The organism is Compostimonas suwonensis (assembly GCF_002797855.1).
GTDB lineage: Bacteria > Actinomycetota > Actinomycetes > Actinomycetales > Microbacteriaceae > Compostimonas > Compostimonas suwonensis.
Genome location: NZ_PGFB01000001.1, coordinates 467,364 through 485,449, shown reverse-complemented (window position 1 = coordinate 485,449; position 18,086 = coordinate 467,364). Strand labels below are relative to the sequence as shown.

At 71.8% G+C, this 18,086-nt stretch carries 18 protein-coding genes; 8 read left to right on the top strand and 10 right to left on the bottom strand.

The annotated features are described in order from the left end of the window. Nucleotides 1-65 precede the first annotated feature (65 nt). Nucleotides 66-1,571, top strand: a complete 1,506-nt coding sequence (locus tag CLV54_RS02240) for an MFS transporter (protein ID WP_100343321.1) — start codon at nucleotides 66-68, stop codon at nucleotides 1,569-1,571. 83 nt (nucleotides 1,572-1,654) lie between these two features. On the opposite strand, the gene CLV54_RS02235 is transcribed toward CLV54_RS02240, so the two are convergent. Both CLV54_RS02235 and CLV54_RS02230 read right to left on the bottom strand, forming a co-directional pair. Next, nucleotides 1,655-2,950, bottom strand: coding sequence for an ABC transporter permease (locus tag CLV54_RS02235; RefSeq protein ID WP_100343320.1), 1,296 nt, complete (start codon nucleotides 2,948-2,950; stop codon nucleotides 1,655-1,657). Further along, on the bottom strand, nucleotides 2,947-3,642 hold the full coding sequence (locus CLV54_RS02230) for an ABC transporter ATP-binding protein (RefSeq protein WP_100343319.1): 696 nt from the start codon (nucleotides 3,640-3,642) through the stop codon (nucleotides 2,947-2,949). The genes CLV54_RS02235 and CLV54_RS02230 overlap by 4 nt, the downstream gene beginning before the upstream one ends. Before the next feature lie 386 nt (nucleotides 3,643-4,028). Between CLV54_RS02230 and CLV54_RS02225 the strand changes: the two genes are divergently transcribed. Both CLV54_RS02225 and CLV54_RS02220 read left to right on the top strand, forming a co-directional pair. Further along, nucleotides 4,029-5,321, top strand: coding sequence for a sensor histidine kinase (locus CLV54_RS02225; RefSeq protein WP_157802775.1), 1,293 nt, complete (start codon nucleotides 4,029-4,031; stop codon nucleotides 5,319-5,321). After that, on the top strand, nucleotides 5,318-5,986 hold the full coding sequence (locus tag CLV54_RS02220) for a response regulator (protein WP_100343317.1): 669 nt from the start codon (nucleotides 5,318-5,320) through the stop codon (nucleotides 5,984-5,986). The genes CLV54_RS02225 and CLV54_RS02220 overlap by 4 nt, the downstream gene beginning before the upstream one ends. An 87-nt stretch (nucleotides 5,987-6,073) precedes the next feature. On the opposite strand, the gene CLV54_RS02215 is transcribed toward CLV54_RS02220, so the two are convergent. Continuing rightward, the gene (locus CLV54_RS02215; protein WP_100343316.1) at nucleotides 6,074-7,006 is read right to left on the bottom strand and encodes an Fpg/Nei family DNA glycosylase; all 933 of its coding nucleotides are present in this window, start codon (nucleotides 7,004-7,006) and stop codon (nucleotides 6,074-6,076) included. Between the two features lie 220 nt (nucleotides 7,007-7,226). Between CLV54_RS02215 and CLV54_RS02210 the strand changes: the two genes are divergently transcribed. From CLV54_RS02210 to CLV54_RS02190, 5 genes are all read left to right on the top strand, one after another. Continuing rightward, a complete protein-coding gene (locus CLV54_RS02210) occupies nucleotides 7,227-8,720 on the top strand; it encodes a sensor histidine kinase (RefSeq protein WP_245861231.1) in 1,494 nt (497 codons plus the stop codon). Continuing rightward, entirely contained in the window at nucleotides 8,720-9,442 is a 723-nt protein-coding gene (locus CLV54_RS02205; RefSeq protein WP_245861311.1) for a response regulator, read from the top strand. The genes CLV54_RS02210 and CLV54_RS02205 overlap by 1 nt, the downstream gene beginning before the upstream one ends. Nucleotides 9,443-9,563: 121 nt before the next feature. Next, the gene (locus CLV54_RS02200; RefSeq protein ID WP_100343313.1) at nucleotides 9,564-10,445 is read left to right on the top strand and encodes an ABC transporter ATP-binding protein; all 882 of its coding nucleotides are present in this window, start codon (nucleotides 9,564-9,566) and stop codon (nucleotides 10,443-10,445) included. Beyond that, the gene (locus CLV54_RS02195) at nucleotides 10,442-11,593 is read left to right on the top strand and encodes an ABC transporter permease (protein ID WP_100343312.1); all 1,152 of its coding nucleotides are present in this window, start codon (nucleotides 10,442-10,444) and stop codon (nucleotides 11,591-11,593) included. The genes CLV54_RS02200 and CLV54_RS02195 overlap by 4 nt, the downstream gene beginning before the upstream one ends. Nucleotides 11,594-11,724: 131 nt before the next feature. Then, the gene (locus tag CLV54_RS02190; protein ID WP_100343311.1) at nucleotides 11,725-12,801 is read left to right on the top strand and encodes a threonine aldolase family protein; all 1,077 of its coding nucleotides are present in this window, start codon (nucleotides 11,725-11,727) and stop codon (nucleotides 12,799-12,801) included. Between the two features lie 165 nt (nucleotides 12,802-12,966). On the opposite strand, the gene CLV54_RS02185 is transcribed toward CLV54_RS02190, so the two are convergent. The 7 genes from CLV54_RS02185 to CLV54_RS02155 all read right to left on the bottom strand — a co-directional run bounded on the left by CLV54_RS02185 (nucleotide 12,967) and on the right by CLV54_RS02155 (nucleotide 18,041). Continuing rightward, nucleotides 12,967-14,016 (bottom strand): zinc-dependent alcohol dehydrogenase family protein, encoded by a 1,050-nt coding sequence (locus CLV54_RS02185; RefSeq protein WP_100343310.1) that lies wholly within the window; start codon nucleotides 14,014-14,016, stop codon nucleotides 12,967-12,969. 52 nt (nucleotides 14,017-14,068) lie between these two features. Continuing rightward, entirely contained in the window at nucleotides 14,069-14,905 is an 837-nt protein-coding gene (locus tag CLV54_RS02180) for a GNAT family N-acetyltransferase (protein ID WP_100343309.1), read from the bottom strand. A 20-nt stretch (nucleotides 14,906-14,925) separates the two neighbouring features. Continuing rightward, nucleotides 14,926-15,495 carry an immunity 22 family protein gene (locus CLV54_RS02175; protein WP_211294409.1) on the bottom strand — a complete coding sequence of 190 codons (570 nt, stop codon included), beginning with the start codon at nucleotides 15,493-15,495 and terminating at the stop codon, nucleotides 14,926-14,928. A gap of 57 nt (nucleotides 15,496-15,552) precedes the next feature. After that, nucleotides 15,553-16,098, bottom strand: coding sequence for a hypothetical protein (locus tag CLV54_RS02170; RefSeq protein WP_100343307.1), 546 nt, complete (start codon nucleotides 16,096-16,098; stop codon nucleotides 15,553-15,555). Between the two features lie 160 nt (nucleotides 16,099-16,258). After that, nucleotides 16,259-16,798 carry a hypothetical protein gene (locus CLV54_RS02165; RefSeq protein WP_100343306.1) on the bottom strand — a complete coding sequence of 180 codons (540 nt, stop codon included), beginning with the start codon at nucleotides 16,796-16,798 and terminating at the stop codon, nucleotides 16,259-16,261. Further along, nucleotides 16,795-17,385, bottom strand: a complete 591-nt coding sequence (locus tag CLV54_RS02160; protein WP_100343305.1) for a hypothetical protein — start codon at nucleotides 17,383-17,385, stop codon at nucleotides 16,795-16,797. Before CLV54_RS02160 ends, CLV54_RS02165 begins: the two co-directional genes overlap by 4 nt. A 137-nt stretch (nucleotides 17,386-17,522) precedes the next feature. Continuing rightward, nucleotides 17,523-18,041, bottom strand: coding sequence for a hypothetical protein (locus CLV54_RS02155; RefSeq protein ID WP_100343304.1), 519 nt, complete (start codon nucleotides 18,039-18,041; stop codon nucleotides 17,523-17,525). Nucleotides 18,042-18,086: the final 45 nt, after the last annotated feature.

Sequence of the window (18,086 nt, the reverse complement as noted above, 5' to 3'; positions counted from 1 at the left end):
CGCTGCCGCCTCGCGCCGATCCGCGTCACATCGCCACCGTTCGCAACTCATCACCCAGGAGAACCATGAGCGTCAGCACCTCGCAGACCACACCCGGCGCGGCGTCGCCGGGCACCGACCCGAACGGAACGACCGGTGCACCCACGGGTGCCGGCGCACCCGGCGCCGCCGGCGCACCCGCGGCCGGCACCCGCTGGATGCGCATCCTCGCCCTCACCGGGATCGTCGGCGGGCAGCTTATGCTCGTGGTCGACGGCACGATCGTCACGGTCGCCCTCCCGCACATCCGCGAGCAGCTCGGCTTCTCGCCCGCCGAGCTCACCTGGGCGATGAACTCCTACGCCCTCGTCTTCGGCGGCCTGCTCATGCTGGGCGGCCGGATCGGCGACATCGTGGGCCGCAAGCGCGCCCTCGTCATCGGCGTGATCGTCTTCGCGATCGGCTCCTTCGCGGGCGGCTTCGCCACCGAGTCCTGGATGCTCATCGCCTCGCGCGTCGTGCAGGCGATCGGCGGCGCGCTCGCGGCGCCCAGCACCCTCGCCCTGCTGCGCAGCAACTTCCCGGCCGGCCCCGCCCAGAACCGTGCGCTCTCGTTCTTCTCGCTCGCCGCGGGCACGGGCGGCGCGATCGGCCTCGTGCTCGGCGGGCTGCTCACGAGCACCCTCGGCTGGAACTGGGTCATGTTCATCAACGTGCCGATCGCGCTCGTCGTGGTGCTCGCGGCATCCTTCGGCCTGAAGGAGTCGGACGTGCAGCCGGGCCGCTTCGACGTGCCGGGCGCCGTGCTCGTGACGCTCGGCGTCACGGCCCTCGTCAACGGGCTCATCAACGTGGCGGTCGCCGGCTGGCTCGCGCCCCTCACGCTCATCTCGCTCGCGCTCGGGCTCGGGATGCTCGTGGCCTTCGTGCTCGTCGAGAAGCGGTCGACGCATCCGCTGCTGCCGCTGCGCCTGCTCGGCAGCGCCGCCCGCGTCGCGCCCTACGCGGCCATGCTGCTCGTGCCCGCCGGGATGTTCGGGTTCTTCTACACGACGACGCTCTTCCTCGAGGACGTGCTCGGCTTCGACGCCATGACGACCGGTGTCGCCATCCTGCCCTGGGTAGCCGGCATGTTCACGATGAGCCAGCTCGCCCCGCGCATCCTGCGCACGGTCTCGGCGCCGACCCTGGCCTTCTTCGGCCTCGGCGCGATGCCCGTGGCCCTGTTCTGGATGAGCTTCCTGCGCGCCGACTCCGACTACTGGGTCGCGCTCTTCGGCCCGCTCCTGCTGCTCGGCGCCTCGGCGGGCGCGACCTTCCTGCCGCTCACCCTGCTCGTGCTGGGCGGAGCGACCGAGAAGGACGCCTCCGCGGCATCCGGGCTCCTGCAGACCCTGCAGCAGGTCGGCGGGGCGATCGGCATCGCCGTGCTGACCGTCGTCTACGCCTCGGTCGTGGGGCAGGACGCCGACGACGCGAGCACCTCGCAGGGCATCCAGGCCGCGCTGCTGACGTCGACGCTCATCGCCCTCCTCGCGCTCGTGGTCTTCACGGTCGCACGGATCGTGGCGACGCGGGGCGCCCGCCGCTGACGCCTGCTCTTCCCGGCACGCGAAAGGCCCGCAGGCACGTGGCTTTTCACGTGCCGGCGGGCCGTTCGCGTGCCCTGAGCCGCCTACTCGTAGCGCAGCGACTCGATCGGGTCCTGCCGCGCGGCGCGCAGCGCCGGGATCGTGCCCGCCAGGAACGCGATGCCCATCACCACGAGGATGATCGTGAGGATCGAGACCGGGTCGAAGGCGATGAGCGTGAGCCCCGGCAGGTCGGCGAGGAGCGTGCCCGAGAGCACCCCGCTCACCCCCCAGCCGGCGAGCATGCCCAGCCCCACCCCGATCGCGCTGCCGAGGAAGCCGATGAACACGGCCTCGAGGCTGAACAGCCCGAAGACCTTGCCACCGCCCATGCCCATGGCCTTCATGAGCCCGATCTCCCGCGTGCGCTCCTGCACGCTCATGAGCAGCGTGTTGACGATGCCGAAGCCGGCGGCGAGCAGGGCGATGACGGCGAAGGCGTTGAGCACGAGCACGATCCCGTCGATCACCGTCTTGAAGACGCCGATCTGGTCCTCCACGGTCGTCGCGTCGTAGCCGAGCGCGGCCAGCCGATCCTTGAGCGCCGTGACACCCTCGGGCGTCGACTCGTCGAAGCGCACGGTCGCCTGGGCGTAGCTGTCTTTCGCGGCATCCGTGAGACCGGTGCTCTGGATGTCGTAGAGCCTCGTCGTGAGCGCATCGTTCGCGCTGCCCGCGCCCCCGCCGCCGAGCCCCGCGTCCGAGATGCCGACGAGGGTCGCGTCGACCGTGCCGGCGACGCCCTGGGCATCCGTGACCCCGATCGTGACGGTCTGGCCGACCGCGTCCTCGGCGGTCGCGAAGCCGAGCGCGTCGACGTAGCTCGTCGGCAGGGCGAGCTCGAGCTCGGCGCTGTTCCAGACGGGCTGCTCGCCCGCCGCCAGCTGCAGTGTCGTACCGGTGGTGAAGCCGCCGAGCGTGAGCCGGTAGGGGGTGCCGCCCACGGCCTCGACGTAGTCCGGCTGCACCCGCAGCGTCGGCTCGACGGAGGTCACGCCGTCGACCCCGCGCAGGGTGTCGAGGTCGGCGGCGCTGATCGCGTCGAGCGTCGAGCCCGGGGCCTGCCCGGTGAGCGGGCCGCCCGCGACCGTCGACTCCTGCGGGTCGTAGGGAACCGGCCCGGTGCCCGTGTTCTCCTGCGTCTTCGTGACCGACATGACGTCTCCGGCCCCGATGGAGGCGACCGTCTCGGTGATGTAGCGGTTGATGCCGGTTCCGAGCCCGCTCGTGATGGCGAGCGTGAAGGCGCCGATGAAGATCGCGATGACGGTGAGGGTCGTGCGCGTCTTGCTGCGGAAGGTGTTGCCGATCGCGGCGGCGACCAGGTCGGAGGTCTTCATGCGTGCAGCTCCTGCCTCTCGACGACGAGCCCGTCGCGGATGTACACCCGGCGGTCGCAGCGCGCCGCGAGGTCTTCGTCGTGGGTGACGATGATGAGGGTGATGCCCTTCTCCCGGTTCAGCTGGAAGAGGATGTCCTCGACGATCGCGCCCGTCGTCGTGTCGAGGTTGCCGGTCGGCTCGTCGGCGAAGATGACGGTCGGGTTGTTGACGAGGGCCCGCGCGATGACGACCCGCTGCTTCTGGCCGCCCGAGAGGTCGTTCGCACGGTTCTTGGCCTTGTCGGCGAGCTCGAGCTGCTCGAGGGCAGCCATCCCTCGCCGCTTGCGCTCCGCCCGGCTGACGCCCGCGATGCGCAGCGGCAGCGTCACGTTGTCGAGCACCGAGGTGTTGGGGGTGAGGAAGAACTGCTGGAAGACGAAGCCGAAGGTGCGGTTGCGCGTGAGGTTGAGGGTGGCGCCGCGGAGGGTTCCCGCGTCGCGGCCGCTCAGCTCGACCGCGCCCGACGACGGCTTGTCGAGCAGGGCGAGCAGATGCATGAGCGTGGACTTGCCCGAGCCGCTCTTGCCGACGATCGCGACGGACTCGCCCTCGTCGATGTGCAGCGACACCCCCTTGAGGGCGTCGAATCGCGTGGGGCCGCGACCGTAGCTCTTCTGGACGTCGCGGGCCGCGAGGACCGGAACGGACATGGGTTCTCCATTCATCGTGCTGCGTGGTGGTGCCGGGTGTTCGGGTCGGTGCCGGGCTCGGATCGCGCCGGGCCCCGAGATGGCCGGCCGGGCTGTGTCGAGCCCGGCCGTGATTCCATCGTTCCCGAGAGCGGATGCCGCGGCATCCGCCCCACGTCGTCACCTCGTGTACTCCGAACGCGGTGCTCTGCCCGCCCGTGCCGGCCTGCGCGGGCTCCGCGTACCGCGATCGCGGTAGTCCCGAAGACCACGCGCGGTGAATGCGCGGGCGGCGGGCGCCTGCGATGATGGGCCGAACGGTCGCGGAGCGGCCGCAGCGGGCCGGTGGCACAGGCGAAGCAGCACGAGCGCCGGACCGCCGGACCGTTCGAGCGGAGGAGGTGCGCATGCGCGCGACACCGGCGAGCGCGACCGAGCTCCGGCCGCCGCGCCAGCTGCCCCGCTGGCTGGGCGACGCCGTCGCGCTGCTGCTCGTACTCGGCGCGGCCTTCGCGCCCGAGCACGTGCCCAACCGCCCCGAGGCCACCGCGGTGCAGGGCCCGATCGACCTGCCGGTCGTCGCCTGGATCCTCGTGGCCGTCGCCGCGGCGGCCGTGCTCACGCGCAGGCGGTTCCCGCGCACGATCGTGGGGGCCACGGTCGCGGTCTTCATCGCGGGCATCGTCGTGAGCGGGCCCTCCTTCTCGTACCTCGTCGCGGTCGCCGTCGCCGTCTACAACGCCGCCAAGCTCACCGATCGCAGGACGACGAGCTGGATGGCCCTCGGCACGATCGTCGTGGTGCTCAGCGGAAGCTGGCTCGTGTTCGAGAGCGACGTGTTCGACCCGGGCGCGCTGCTGCTGGCCGCGCTCATCGCCTTCGCGTCCGCGGCGGGCGACGCCAGCCGCTCGCGCCTCGCGTACATCGAGGCGATCACCGAGCGGGCGCGCAAGGCGGAGGAGACCCGCGAGTCGGAGGCCCTGCGCCGGGTCGCCGAAGAGCGGCTGCGGATCGCCCGTGACCTGCACGACGCGGTCGGCCACCAGATCACCGTCATCAACCTCAACGCCGGGGTCGCGTCGCAGGCGCTCACCGAGCGCCCCGTCGACGCGGAACGGGCGCTCGGCACGATCCGCACCGCCTCGCGCGCCGTGCTCACCGAGATCGGCGAGCTGCTCGCGGTGCTGCGCAACGGCGACGGCGACGGCCCGCACGACCGGGCGCGCACGGCCTCGGTCGCGGGCATCGAACGGCTCGACGAGCTCATCGCCGACTTCGCGGCGAGCGGGCTGGCCGTGCAGCTGCGGCAGGAGGGCGCACCCGTGCGGCTCGACGCCGCGGTCGACGAGGTCGCCCTCCGGATCGTGCAGGAGGCCTTCACCAACGCGCACAAGCACGGCGCCGACGCCTCGGCCCTTCTCGACCTCGAGTACTCGGCCGACGCCCTGGGCATCACGGTCACGAACACGACCCGCACGGTCGGAGACGCCCCGTCGCCCACGAGCGGCCACGGCCTGCTGGGCGTGCGGGAGCGGGTCGCGAGCGTGCACGGCAGCTTCGCGACCGTGCGGGGGCCCGGGCCGGTCTTCCGCTTCGAGGCCGTGCTGCCGCTCGCGGCGGGGCTCCCCACGCCGGCAGCCGGGCCGCGACCGAGCGGATCCCGCGCCGACGACTCCCGCGCCGAGCGGGGGCCGCGATGATCTCCGTGCTCATCGTCGACGACCAGTCGCTCATCCGCACGGCGGTCGGCGAGCTCGTCTCCCACGAACCGGGGTTCGAGATAGCGGGCTCCGCCGCGAACGGGCGCGAAGCCGTCGAGGCCGTGCGGGCGCTGCATCCGGACGTCGTGCTCATGGACATCCGGATGCCGGTCATGGACGGCATCCAGGCCACGCAGGCGATCTGCGATGACCCTGCCCTCGCCGGCACGCGCATCGTGATCCTCACGACCTTCGAGGAGGACGAGTACGTCCTCCAGGCCCTGCGCGCGGGCGCGAGCGGCTTCGTCGGAAAGGGCAGCGAGCCCGCGGGGCTCATGCACGCCATCCGCACGGCCTACGAGGGTGAGGCGCTGCTCTCGCCGCGGGCGACCAAGGCGCTCATCGACCGCTACCTCGCGCCGGCCTCGCCCGCGACGCTCGTGGTTCCGCCCGAGCTCGCGCAGCTCACCGACCGCGAGCGCGAGATCCTGCTGCTCGTGGGCCGCGGGCTCTCGAACGCCGAGATCGCGCAGGCGCTCGTCATCTCGCCCTCGACCGCGAAGACCCACGTCAACCGCATGATGTCGAAGCTCGGGGCGCACGACCGCGCCCAGCTCGTCATCACGGTCTACGAGTCGGGGCTGCTCGTTCCCGGTCAGCCCTGACCGGGCGCCGCCCGGGCCCTCAGCTGCTCCCCGAGCCCGCCCGTTCCCTCAGCCCACCGTCCGAGCCCCGCGTCGACGCGACGCGGCTCACTTGAGCAGGCGCGAGAGCACCCGGTCGGCGAGCGGCTTGCCCCCGGTCTGGCAGGTCGGGCAGTACTGGAACGTCGAGTCGGAGTAGATCACCTGGCGGATCGTGTCGCCGCACACCGGGCACGGCTCGCCCGTGCGGCCGTGCACCCGCAGCCCCGACTTCTTCTCCTTCTTGAGCTCGGATGCCGCGAGGCCCTCCGATCGCGCGATCGCATCCCTCAGCGTCAGCTGCATCGCCTCGAACAGCCGCCCGGCCTCCTCCGGTGTCATCGACGCGGGCTTGAAGGGCGACATCATGGCGACGTGCAGGATCTCGTCGGAGTAGGCGTTGCCGATTCCCGCGATGATCGCCTGGTTGCGCAGCACGCCCTTGATCTGGGAGCGCCCGGCGGCCTGCAGGATGCCGGCGAGAGTCTGAGCCGTGAAGCCCGGGTCGAGCGGGTCGGGGCCGAGCCGCGCGATGCCCGGCACCTCGGCCGGATCGCGGACCACGTAGATGGCGAGGCTCTTCTTGGTGCCCGCCTCGGTGATGTCGAGGCCCGCGCCCGCGCCGTCTGTCTCGCCCGTGCCGCCGCGCCCGCTCGCGCCGCGGGGGCCGCTCGCGCCGCCGGACTCGCCCGCGAGCACAAGACGCGCGGCGAGCGGCGTCTTGCCCGCGCGTCCCGTGGGCGGCGGAGGCGGCCCCTCCCGCCAGCGAATCCAGCCCGCCCGCGCGAGGTGCATCACGAGGTGCAGCTCGCCTACACCGATGTCGATGAACTTGCCGTGCCGCGACACCGATTCGATGGTCTCGCCCGCGAGCGCCGAGACCGGCGGGTCGAAGGTCTTCAGGGCGGCGAACGACACGATGTCGAAGCGGTCGACCGTTCGCCCACCCAGGCGTCTGCCCAGGTCGGCGACGAGCGCGTGTACTTCGGGAAGTTCAGGCACCCCTCCATCCTCGCCCCCACCACCGACACCCGCCACTCCCGCCCCCTCTCTCATCCCTCCTCCTTTCTCAAAACGACGGAACTTCCGGCCAAAACGCCCGTTTTCCGCCCCAAAGTGCCCGATTTCCGGCAAATCTCCGTCGTTTTGAGTACACCGGCGAGGGGGCGGGCTCCGTCGCGAGGGGGATGACCCGGTCGGCGGCAGCGGTTAGCGTGGGACGGTGGCGCAACAGGCGATGACCGAACGGGCGGCGGCGAGCGGCATCCACGCGGATGCCGGAACCGACCCCTTCGCCGACGACTGGCGCCGCCCGCGACCGAGCCCCGCCGGCTACCGTCGTGACGCACTCATCGCCCTCGCCCTCGTCATCGGGACGGGCACGAGCCTCGTGCTCTACCGCACCGCCGGCATCTTCGCCGACGCCGACTGGTGGTGGAGCGCCATCTGGCTCGTCGCGATGACGGTGCCGCTCGCCTTCCGCCGGCGCTGGCCCGAGATCGTGGCCCTCGTGGCGACGGCCGCGTTCATGGTGGGCGGGATCGCCGAGGTCTCCGAGCTGCTCTTCTCCAACATCAGCCTGTACCTCGCGCTGTACACGGTGGGCGCGTGGAGCCGCCGCCGCGCGCTCGCGGCGTGGCTGCGCATCCTCGTCGTCGTGGTCATGTTCGTCTGGCTCTTCAGCCAGCTCATCGTGGTCGCCGGGCAGCCGCACGTGCTGCCCGATCTGTCGCGCAGCGGCACGCTGTCGCCGTATCTCGCGTACGGGCTCATCCAGATCATCACCAATCTGCTCTACTTCGGAGCGGCCTACATCATCGGCGACCTGGCCTACCGGGCGGCCCGGGAGCGGGCTCGACTCGAGGCCCGCACCCACGAGCTGGCGGCGGAGCGCGAGCGCTCGGCGGCCCAGGCGATCGCCCTGGAGCGGGTGCGCATCGCCCGAGAGCTGCACGACGTCGTGGCCCATCACGTCTCCGTCATGGGGGTGCAGGCCGGGGCGGCACGCCGGGTGCTCGAACGCGATCCCCAGCAGGCACGCGAGGCGCTCGGCGCGATCGAGTCGAACGCGCGCACGGCGGTCGACGAGCTGCGTCTCATCCTGCACGCGCTGCGCTCCGATGAGCAGGATGCCGCGGCATCCGCCCCTCTGCCCGATACCGTGAACCGCAGCACGAGCACTCGCGGCCTGGCCCGGCTCGAGGAGCTCGTCTCCGAGGTCGCCGACGCCGGACTCCCCACGACCCTGTCGATCGTGGGCGAGGCGCGCCCCGTCTCACCGACGATCGGCGTGAGCGTCTACCGCATCGCACAGGAGGCGCTCACGAACACCCGCAAGCACGCGGGCGCGACCGCCACGGCGGAGGTGCGCCTGCGCTACCTCGACGAGCTGCTCGAGCTCGAGGTGAGCGACACCGGCATCGGGCCGGCCGCGGGAGCCTCCGCAGCCTCGCACCCGCCGGGCGCCTCGGAGGCCGCCGCGGCCCGGGGCGTCTCGACGCACGGCGGCCTCGGCCACCTCGGCATGCGCGAGCGCGTCGCCGCCGTCGGCGGCACCCTCGAGCTCGGCGCCCGCACCCGAGGCGGCTACCTCGTGCGAGCCCGCTTCCCCCTCCCGTCTTCCCGCGAGTGGACGCGAATCGGGGGTGATGACGCGATTGCACCCCCGATTCGCGTCCACTCGCGGGAAGAGGAAGAGGCGGGGGAGGGCGCGTGATACGGGTGGTGGTCGCCGACGACCAGGAGCTCGTGCGGGCGGGGTTCCGGGTCATCCTCGGCTCGGAAGAGGGCATCGAGGTCGTCGGCGAGGCGGCGAACGGCGCGGAGGCCGTGCGGCTGGCGCGCGAGCTCGACCCCGACGTCGTGTGCATGGACGTGCAGATGCCCGAGCTCGACGGGCTCGAGGCCACCCGCGCGATCGTCGCGGATGCCGGCATCCACTCGGCTGTTCTCGTGCTGACGACCTTCAACCGCGAGGACTACCTCTTCACGGCCCTGCGCGCGGGCGCGAGCGGCTTCCTGCTGAAGAACGCCTCGCCCGAGAACCTCATCGAGGCCGTGCAGGTGGTCGCGCGGGGCGACGCGCTGCTCTCGCCCGACGTCACGCGGCACGTCATCGAGCGCTTCGCCTCCGTCGGCGGGAGCGGTGGCGACACAGGCGGCGCCACGGGTGCGGCCGGTGCCGAGAGCACGGGCGACGGCCTCGACCGCACCGCGGGCACCCCGCCCGGCCTCGACGAGCTCACCGACCGCGAGCGCGAGGTCCTCGGGCTCATCGCCGAGGGTCTGTCCAACGCCGAGATCGCCCGGCGCCTGTTCCTGGGCGAGGCGACCGTGAAGTCGCACGTCTCCAAGGTGCTCATGAAGCTCGGGCTGCGCGACCGCATCCAGGCCGTCGTGTACGCCTACGAGAACGGCATCGCCCGGCCCGGCGCCTGAGCCCGCCTCCGCTCCTCCACCACACCTCCCCCTCGCGGCGGAGTCGTCAAACCGCCGTCAGACGGATGCCGCGACCCGCCCGTCCGCGTAGCGTCGAAGCGTCCACGGAAAGGGGTCGTCCATGCTCGACGTTCAGGGAATCAGCAAGTCGTACGGGGGTCGTCGTGTGCTCGACGAAGTGTCGTTCACCGTCAAGCCCGGCAGGATGACCGGCTTCGTCGGCGCCAACGGGGCCGGCAAGACCACGAGCATGCGGATCATCCTCGGAGTGCTCGCCGCCGATGAGGGCCGGGTGCTGCTCGACGACCACCCGATCGTTCCCGACGACCGGCGCCGTTTCGGCTACATGCCGGAGGAGCGCGGGCTCTACCCGAAGATGCGGGTCGCCGAGCAGATCGTCTACCTCGCGCGCCTGCACGGCATGTCGACGATCGCGGCGAAGGAGAACACGCATCGTCTGCTCGACCGCCTGGGTCTCGGCGAGCGCGCCGACGACATGGTCGAGAGCCTCTCCCTCGGCAACCAGCAGCGCGCCCAGATCGCGGCGGCCCTCGTGCACGAGCCGGAGGTGCTCGTGCTCGACGAGCCGTTCTCGGGCCTCGACCCGATGGCCGTCGAGGTCGTGCTCACCGTGCTCAAAGACCACGCGGCGAGCGGCGCACCCGTGCTGTTCTCCTCGCACCAGCTCGACATCGTCGAACGCCTGTGCGACGACCTCGTCATCATCTCCGGCGGCCAGATCCGGGCGAGCGGCTCACGCGAGGCCCTGCGCGCCGAGCACAGCCCGCGACGCTTCGAGATCCTGCTCTCGGCGGATGCCGGCTGGGTGCGCCAGCAGCCCGGGGTCACGGTCATCGACCTCGACGGCGACTACGCCGTCTTCGAAGCCGACGAGCTGTCGGCCCAGGCCGTGCTGCAGCAGGCGGTCGGCCGCGGCGACGTCGTGAGCTTCGGCCGCCAGCACATCTCCCTCGCCCAGATCTTCAAGGAGGTCGTCGCATGACAACCGCACCGCGCACCGAGTACCGCCGTCCCTCGCTCACCGAGAGCGCATGGCTCGTCGCCCAGCGCGAGGTGACCGTGCGCCTGCGCAGCAAGGCCTTCCTCATCTCGACGGGCATCCTCGTGCTGCTCGTCGTCGCCTCCACGGTCATCGCCGGGGTGCTCAGCAACTCGGCGCAGGAGCCCAAGGTGGCCGTCGTCGGGTCGGCGAGCCGGATCGTCGACGCGGTGCCCGGCCTCGAAGCCGTGCCCGCCGGCACGGTCGACGACGCCGCGGCGCTCGTGCGCGACGGCGAGGTGGATGCCGCGGTGGTGCCGTCGAACGAAACGATTCCGGGCACTCCCGCTCCCGGCTCCGCGGCCTCCGGCGACAGCGCGCTCGGCTTCGCCGTGATCGCGAACGAGGAGGTGCCGAGCGGCATCCTGGCGCAGCTGAGCGTCTCGCCGCCCGTCTCGCTGCTCGACGCGAACACGCAGAACAGCGGCCTGATCTATCTCGTGGCCCTCGCCTTCGGCCTGGTGTTCTTCATGTCGGCGATCACCTTCGGCTCGTTGATCGCCCAGAGCGTCGTCGAAGAGAAGCAGACCCGCATCGTCGAGATCCTCATGTCGACGATCCCCGTGCGGGCGCTGCTCGCGGGCAAGGTGGCCGGCAACAGCATCCTCGCCTTCGGGCAGATAGCGATCATCGCGGTCGTCGCCATCGTCGGGCTCATGGCGAGCGGGCAGGCCGTGCTCGTCGGCAGCATCGGGCCGTCGATCGTCTGGTTCGTGGTCTTCTTCGCCTTCGGCTTCGTGCTGCTCGCTGCGCTCTACGCGGCGACGGCGTCGATGGTCTCCCGGCAGGAGGACGTCGGAAACATCACCTCGCCCGTGACCCTCCTCGTGATGCTGCCGTATTTCGCGGTCATCATCTTCAACAACAACGAGGCCGTGCTGGCGATCATGTCGTACATCCCGTTCTCCGCGCCCGTGGGGATGCCGATGCGGGTCTTCCTCGGGTCCGCCGAGTGGTGGGAGCCGCTGCTCTCGCTCCTGATCCTCATCGTCTCGACGCTTCTCGTCATCGCGGTCGGCAGCCGCATCTACTCGAACTCGCTCCTGAAGACCGGCAGCCGGGTGAAGCTCGGGGAGGCGCTGCGCGGCTGAGCAGGCGGATGCCGTCTGCCCTCGGGCGATCTCGTTCCCTGTTTGTAGAAAGGGGCTGTCGAACGATCCCCTTCGACAAGCTCGGGGAACGGGACAGGCGCGAAGAACCCGGCGTGAGCGAAGATAGAGGCGTGACCGAACGACTGCACGACACCGAGTACCGCGGCTTCGCCTCCGACAACTACGCGGGGGTGCACCCGCAGATCCTCGAGGCGGTGGCCGCCGCCAACGGCGGCCACCAGATCGCCTACGGCGAAGACGTCTACACCTCGCGCCTGCAGGAGGTCATGGCCTCGCACTTCGGCGAGGGCGTCGAGGCGTTCCCCGTGTTCAACGGCACGGGCGCCAACGTCCTGAGCCTGCAGTCGATGCTGCCGCGCTGGGGAGCCGTCGTGTGCTCCTCGACCGCGCACATCCACACCGACGAGAACGCCGCCCCCGAGCGCGTCGCGGGCCTCAAGCTCCTCACCGTCGACACGCCCGACGGCAAGCTCACCCCCGAGCTCATCGACCAGCAGGCCTGGGGCTGGGGCGACGAGCATCGTGCCCAGCCGCTCGCCGTGAGCATCACTCAGACGACCGAGCTCGGCACGGCCTACACCCCGGCCGAGGTGCGCGCGATCGCCGAGCACGTGCACGACCGCGGGATGACGCTGCACATGGACGGTTCGCGCATCTCGAACGCCGCGGCATCCCTGGGCCTGCCGCTGCGGGCCTTCACGAGCGACGCCGGCGTCGATGTGCTGAGCTACGGCGGAACCAAGAACGGCGCGCTCGGCGCCGAGGCGGTCGTCGTGCTCAACCCGGACGCCTCCGAGGGCCTCAGCTATCTGCGCAAGCTCAACATGCAGCTCGCCTCGAAGATGCGCTTCGTGAGCGCCCAGCTGATCGCGCTGTTGAGCGACGACCTCTGGCTGCGCTCGGCGAGCCACGCGAACGCGATGGCCGCTCGCCTCCGCTCGGAGCTCGAGTCCGCCCTCGCAGACGGGCGGATCGCCGACGGCCGTCTGAGCTTCAGCCAGCCGACGCAGGCGAACGCCGTGTTCGCCGTGCTGCCGGCGGGTGTCGCCGACCGGCTGCGCCAGTCGTTCCGCTTCTACGACTGGAACCCGGCGACCGGCGAGGTGCGCTGGATGTGCGCCTTCGACACACGCGAAGCGGATGTCGACGCCTTCGTCACGGCCGTCGTCGCCGAGCTCGCTGCCTGAGCCGCACTCCACATATCCCTCGACGCGAGTCGCGCAGCGCCCACCTCGCGCGTCTGTCTCCGCCCACCGCGGGTCTGTTGCCGAGCGCTGTGCCTCGGCGAGGCGCGCTCGACAACAAACCCGCGCCCGGCGACAAACCCGCGCCCGGCGGGAGCAGCGCGAGCCTCAGGCGCGCAGCAACACCTTGATGGCGCGGCGCTCGTCCATGGCCGCGTAGGCCTCGGCGACCCGGTCGAGCGGCAGTTCGAGGTCGAAGACGCGGCCGGGCTCGATGGCTCCCGAGAGCACCTCGGGCAGCAGCTCCTCGATGTATCCGCGCACGGGGGCGACCCCGCCGTTCACGCCGATGTTGTCGTCGAAGAGGGTGCGCACGGGCAGCTCGGGGCCGCCGTTGGGAACCCCGACGTAACCGACCGTGCCACCGGGACGCGTCGATCCGAGCGCCTGCGCCATCGACTCCTTGGTGCCCACGCATTCGAGCACGCAGTCCGCGCCGACGCCGTCGAAGAGCTCGAGCACACGCGCGATCCCCTCGTCACCGCGCTCCTCGATGATGTGGGTGGCGCCGAACTCGCGCGCCAGCGCCTGGCGCTCCGGATGCCGCGACATCGCCACGACCGTGGTCGCGCCGAGCCTCTTGGCGGCGAGCACTGCGCACAAGCCGACCGCGCCGTCGCCCACCACGACCACGGAGCTGCCCGGCCCGACGCCCGCCGAGACGGCGGCGTGGTGGCCCGTGCCCATGACGTCGGCGAGCGTGAGCAGGCTGGGGATGAGGTGCTCGGCCGGCTGCTCCGGGGTGGCGACGAGGGTGCCGTTCGCGCGCGGAACCCGAACGAGCTGACCCTGGGCGCCGTCGGCGAAGGCGCCGTCCGCGTCATCCGAGCCCCACCATCCGCCGTGCAGACAGGAGGTGCTCACGCCGTTGCGGCAGTTGACGCAGGTGTTGTCGCACACGTAGAAGGGGGCGATCACGAAGTCGCCGACCCCGACCGCCGTGACCTCGGGGCCGATCTGCTCGACGATCCCGACGAACTCGTGCCCGATGCGGTGCGGGCGCACGGTGGGCGTGACACCCCGGTACGGCCAGAGGTCGGAACCGCACACGCACGCCGCGACGACGCGCACGATCGCGTCGTCGCCGGTCGACAGCACCGGATCGGGAACCTCTTCGAAACGGATGTCGCGCTCGGCATGGATGATCGTTGCAAACATGCTCCGAATGCTACCCCCGCCGGATGTCGCGACGACCCCGTGCCGTTCGAGCTCAGCGATCGAGGCCGTCGGGCGCGCACCAGTAGCGGTAGCCGGAGACGGTCGCGAAGCCGAGGCGCCCGTAGAGGGCGAGAGCGGGCGCGTTGTCGACGGCGACCTGCAGCCACAGACGCTCCACTCCGGCCGCCCGCGCCTCGGTCGTGAGCGCCCCGATGACGACTCCCGCGAGGCCGCGGCGGCGGTGCGCGGGCGCCACGGCCAGGGCGTAGAGCCCTCCCCACCGCTCGCGGGCCCGGCCGTCGTCGCCGCCCCGACCACCGTCGCTGCCGCCGCGCTCGCCGCCCCGCTCGACGAGGGCGAGCCGTGCGACGGCCACGGTCGCACCCCGCTCGTCGAGCACACTCGCATACAGCGCGGGGCAGCTCAGCAGGATGCGCCGGGCGACGTCGAGCTCGTGGCCGCCGCCGCGGCCGTCGACGCTCCACCAGAGCTCGAGCCACGCGGCATCCGGCTCGCCCGCGACCCGCACCGCGAAGCCCGTGGGTGGCGCCGCCTCTCCGATCGCCGAGAGCACGGCCGCGGCATCCGCCGTCTGGGTCGCCGTCGTTCCCTGCGGCTCGTAACCGCGAGCGGCGAGCAGCTCCGCGAGACCGGGCGGCACGGCGGCGTCGCTCAGCTGAAAGGCCGGCCGGATGCCGCGCCGCGCATATTCGCCCTCGACGCGCGCGATCGCGGCCTCGGCATCCCCCACCGGCCCCGCCGGCAGCACCGAGTTCGATCGCCGGGTCACCCCCTCGGCGGCACGCAGCAGCCACCCGTCGATCCGCACGGTGTCGAGGCCGGGCCAGGCCTCGTCGGCGAGGGAGTCGAGGAACGCGGAGGTGATCATCGATCCACGCTACCGGCCCGTCAGCTGTTCTCGAACAGCCCGATGTACTGCAGTCCGTTGTAGAGCCTGCCCGGGTCACGGATCTCCTGCGCGGGGTCGGCGTAGACGAAGCCCGCGTTCGCCGTGAGGATGCCGCGCGCCGCGCACTCCCGCACGATCAGCCGTGCCGCGGCATCCGAGGAGAGCGTCGTCTCGTCGACGAGCTCGCGCACCGGAACGGGTTCCGAGCGCCACATCACCTGCAGGAGGTCGTCGTCGTACAGGAACCGCTCGCCGAGGTCGACGGAGAACCCGCAGCCGGTCACATCCGCGGGGGCGCTTTCGATCTCCTCGACCTCCAGCGACCAGTACGCCGGATCGTGGTCGAAGTAGGCCCCGAACGCGGCCTCGTCGAGCGTCGAGGTGCCGAGCCAGAAGTGGAGCGCGGAGAACGGGCGGGGCGGCAGCGACGGCCCGTAGCGCTCCACCCAGTCGAAGAGCGTGCCCGCCCGCAGGCCGTGGCGCTTCTCCAGCTCGGGGAATCCACCCGGGGGCGTGCGGTTCAGGGCCTCGTCGACGAGCGCGCGGATGAACTCCTCGGTGTGCTTCACACGACGAGTATGCCATCCGCGGATCGGCCGCTCGCCGACGCCACGGGACAGGCCCGATCAGCGCGGCCGCGCGCGCACGAGCAGGTTGGGGTGCACGGGCATCCAGCCCTGTGCCTCGAGGCCCGCGACGTCGTAGCCGTCGCGTACGAGCGCGAACTCGCTCTCGCCGTCGCCGCCCATGAGCGGGTTGTAGCGCACGGCCCCGCACGCGCTGAACCCGCTCGACGGGGTACCGGAGACGATGACATAGCGCCCTTTGGCGTCGTCGGGGTCGACGACCCCGTCGCCGCTCAGCTGCAGGGCGTTCTCCGACGGCTCGGTCAGCACGCAGATCGACTCGCCGCCGCTCGGATCGCGCTGGGTCCCCACGTAGTACAGCAGCCCGTCGTAGTCGGCGAGGAACCGCGTGCTGTCGATGTCGACGCCCGAGCTCTGCCCCGAGAGCTGCTCGTGGTAGTCGTCGAGGAAGGTCCCGGGCTCGGCGTCGAAGAAGATCGGCACACGGTCGATGGCGTGCTGCGGCTGCTCAAGCAGGGCGATCAGGGGTGCTCCCGAGCATCCGGTCAGCACCGCCGCGAGCGCGACGCCGGCGCCGAGCGTCATCGCCCCTCGTGCCGCCCGTCGCGCCGCCCGTCGTGCCGTTCGCCTGCCCACAACGCCATTCTCCTCGGGATGCCGCGAGCCGGGGCATCCCGGATTCCCCGAGCTCGTCGCGCAGCACCGCGCAGCGCTGCCACACCGCGCCGGCGGCCTGCGCCGCCCGCTACTGCGTCAGATACGGCCGAACCCACAGATTGGCGTGCAGGCGAGTCCAGCCGGCGTCGACAGCGCCGCCGGTCGGCGCTCCGTCGCGCAGGAGCATGTACTCGTTCCCGTCGTAGACGCCCCACAGCGGAGCATCGCGAACCCCTCCGCACGCGACCGTGGCCATCGTGAACCCGATGCGCCCGGTGGTGCCGAACTCGGCCTCGTGCAGGGTGTGCCGAACGATCTCGTCCGCCGGCTCGGAGAGCAGGCAGATGCTCTCCGAGTCGCGAGGATCGTAGGAGAGCCCGACGTAGAGCAGGTTCCCCTCGTGCTCGGCCAGGAAGCGGGTGCTGTCGATGTCGAGGCCGTACCTGCCGGAGGCGTCGGGACCGCTCGGCGCCTCCGCGACACCGAGGTAGATCGGCATCCTGTCGCTCGGGGACTGGGTTCCGCCGAGCAGGGCGATCATCGGCTGCCCCGCGCACGCGGCGAGCAGGGGCAGCAGGGCGAGGGCTGCCGCGGCCGTCAGCCGGCGTCGAACGGAGCGGCGCGTCATCCGCCCGCCTCGGGCCGTGCGGCGGGTGCCGTCTCGAGCTCGATGACGGGCGTCACGGGCGCTCCCCTCGAGGTGTCCAGCCAGAGGTTCGGGTGCAGCTCGACCCAGCCGAGTCGTTTCAGCGGGGTCACGTCGTAGGCGTCGGAGACGAGGCTCGCGTTCTGCTCCGCCACGCTCAGGCCGAGAGGCCCGCCTCGGACCCCGCCGCACGCCGATGACCAGTCCTGCTCGCCCACGCCCGCGTCGAAGGCGGCGATCAGGCAGATCGACTCCGTGCCCCCGTAGCGGCTGAGGCCCACGAAGTACTCGGTGCCCTCGACCTCGGCGAGAAAACGCGTGCTCGTCATGTCGAGGCCCACGGTCCAGTCCTGCGGGATGCTCTCGCCCTCGGCGAAGAACGGCGAGAGGTCGGCCGTCTGATGAACGGGCAGGATGTCGCGTTCCTCCTGCGGCTCGTCGAGCAGCGCGATCATCGGCGCCCCCGAGCACGCGGCGAGCGCCGACCCCACGACGACCGCGAGCAGCGCCGCGACGGAGCCGCGAGCGACCCCGCATCGTGCCCGCCTCCGCGTGCCGAGTGCCCTCATCGTCCCTCCCGTCGCCCCTCCATTCTCGCCCCGTCGCCGTGCCGCGGCAGCCGCGCGTCCGGCGGCGGTCGCACGCGCCCGGCCGCGGTCCTCCGCGCCATCGCCCCGACCGCCGAACCTCACGCCCGCGTACAGGATCAGCCCTCTCGAACCCAGAGGTTGGCATGCACCCGCCGCATGCCGGTGCTGTAGGCCCCGGGGTCCATCCCGTCGCGCACGAGCACGGCCCGGATCGTGCCGCCGCCGTCCGTCGCGAAGAGCGGCTGGGAGCGCACGCCCCCGCAGCTCAGCGTGCGCACGCCTGTGTCATGCCACTGAGGGCCGTCCGCCTCGCCCGACCTGGTGATGAGGTGCTCGACGGTCACGAGGCAGATGCTCTCCGGCCCGTCCGCCGGCCGGGCCACGCCCACGAAGTAGTCCTGGTCGCCGTCCGAGACGAGAAACCGGCTGCTCGACTGGTCGAACCCGAGCAGCTCCTCCTGCCGCCTCGCCTCCTCGTCGTCGAACGCGACGCTCCCGAGGTTCGCCACGATGCTGTCCTCCGTGGTGCGCGGCCGCTCGAGCGCCGCGATCATGGGCGAGCCGGAGCACCCGCACAGGAGCGCGACGCAGAGAGCGGATGCCGCGACCGCACCACCCGCCCGTGCGATCCTCATACTCCCCAACGATAGGGCGCGGGCGGGCACCGGGCCGTGAGCCGG

What these genes read in the sequence shown, in the direction of transcription:
- CLV54_RS02240 (WP_100343321.1), top strand. Translation starts at nt 66, where the DNA reads ATGAGCGTCAGCACCTCGCAGACCACACCCGGCGCGGCGTCGCCGGGC.
- CLV54_RS02235 (WP_100343320.1), bottom strand. Translation starts at nt 2,950, where the DNA reads ATGAAGACCTCCGACCTGGTCGCCGCCGCGATCGGCAACACCTTCCGC.
- CLV54_RS02230 (WP_100343319.1), bottom strand. Translation starts at nt 3,642, where the DNA reads ATGTCCGTTCCGGTCCTCGCGGCCCGCGACGTCCAGAAGAGCTACGGT.
- CLV54_RS02225 (WP_157802775.1), top strand. Translation starts at nt 4,029, where the DNA reads ATGCGCGCGACACCGGCGAGCGCGACCGAGCTCCGGCCGCCGCGCCAG.
- CLV54_RS02220 (WP_100343317.1), top strand. Translation starts at nt 5,318, where the DNA reads ATGATCTCCGTGCTCATCGTCGACGACCAGTCGCTCATCCGCACGGCG.
- CLV54_RS02200 (WP_100343313.1), top strand. Translation starts at nt 9,564, where the DNA reads ATGCTCGACGTTCAGGGAATCAGCAAGTCGTACGGGGGTCGTCGTGTG.
- CLV54_RS02195 (WP_100343312.1), top strand. Translation starts at nt 10,442, where the DNA reads ATGACAACCGCACCGCGCACCGAGTACCGCCGTCCCTCGCTCACCGAG.
- CLV54_RS02185 (WP_100343310.1), bottom strand. Translation starts at nt 14,016, where the DNA reads ATGTTTGCAACGATCATCCATGCCGAGCGCGACATCCGTTTCGAAGAG.
- CLV54_RS02180 (WP_100343309.1), bottom strand. Translation starts at nt 14,905, where the DNA reads ATGATCACCTCCGCGTTCCTCGACTCCCTCGCCGACGAGGCCTGGCCC.
- CLV54_RS02170 (WP_100343307.1), bottom strand. Translation starts at nt 16,098, where the DNA reads ATGACGCTCGGCGCCGGCGTCGCGCTCGCGGCGGTGCTGACCGGATGC.
- CLV54_RS02165 (WP_100343306.1), bottom strand. Translation starts at nt 16,798, where the DNA reads ATGACGCGCCGCTCCGTTCGACGCCGGCTGACGGCCGCGGCAGCCCTC.
- CLV54_RS02160 (WP_100343305.1), bottom strand. Translation starts at nt 17,385, where the DNA reads ATGAGGGCACTCGGCACGCGGAGGCGGGCACGATGCGGGGTCGCTCGC.
- CLV54_RS02155 (WP_100343304.1), bottom strand. Translation starts at nt 18,041, where the DNA reads ATGAGGATCGCACGGGCGGGTGGTGCGGTCGCGGCATCCGCTCTCTGC.